We start from the raw sequence: 1,059 nt of genomic DNA on the forward strand, positions 1-1,059 counted from the left end.
AGACACCCGTGTTGATATTGATGCGACGCCAATGATGCTAGAAAAAGCCACAGGCCGCATTCAGTTCGCCAACGATGTGGTGACGACATCTGGCTTGTCAGCAGAGTTACTCTCGCAGCCTATTTCACTCGATTTCCACGGCGAAAGTGCGGACCAAGGCTACAACGTGACCATCAATACTTTAGGTGATTGGGATGTGGAGCCGCTCAAGCCTTATTTGGGTGAACGTTGGTTGAGCTTGGTTTCCGGTCATGCGCCTTGGCAAATGGACATTGACTTACAGCTCAACGATGTGGGTTTTACTTACCAAGTAGATGTGTTGGCGCAGCTCGGTCGATTAGCCAGTGAATACCCATACCCATTGACGAAAAAGGTCGGTGAAGCTGGTCAGGCGAAACTCCAAGCATCGGGGAATCAGGAGAGCATTTCGGCTCGTTTGCAAATCCCAAATGCGAAATATCAGACCGAAATTGATATCTCGGGCGATGTGCCAGTGTTAACCGCGACCAACTTAGTGTTAGGCAAAGGCGGTTTTAAAATTAGCCCTGTCGTTGGGCACGATGCTTCGATTCGTCTAGATGAGTTAAACCTAGATAAGTGGGCGACGTTACTGGATACGCCAGAGAGTAAAGCGCAATCGGTGCTGGCAAACATGCAGACGCCTACGATTCCTTTACCAACGCGTATTGAAGTCGAAACGCCGAACTTGTTGCTGGGCGGCATTGAGTTTCACGATGTGGCATTGAACGCCAGTAAAAAGAACCTAAGTTGGCAGTTGGACGTGAATAGTCAAGAGGTGAAAGGCAAAGCAACGTACCTCAAACCGTACGATTTATCGGTGTCTCTAGACCATCTGCATTTGTACTTGCCAGACTTTGAGGAAATGACCAAAGAGCGCAGTTCGATTTTCGCTAGTGAAGATCAGAATGCGCCACTTATTACCAACTTTGACCGCAAGTTTCACGCAGAGATGCCAAACTTAACGTTGAACATCGACGATTTTTGGTTGCAAGGTTACAAGGTTGGCAAAGTGAATGTCGACTTACAGCGTCAAGATGA

Annotated in this window: 1 protein-coding gene; it reads left to right on the forward strand. The window is 48.0% G+C overall.

The genetic code is table 11. The features are described from left to right. Nucleotides 1–1,059: DUF3971 domain-containing protein (locus R7Z77_RS24145; protein WP_318136899.1), on the forward strand; the 1,059-nt coding region annotated here is incomplete at both ends.

It is taken from the genome of Vibrio sp. 1401, from assembly GCF_033340295.1.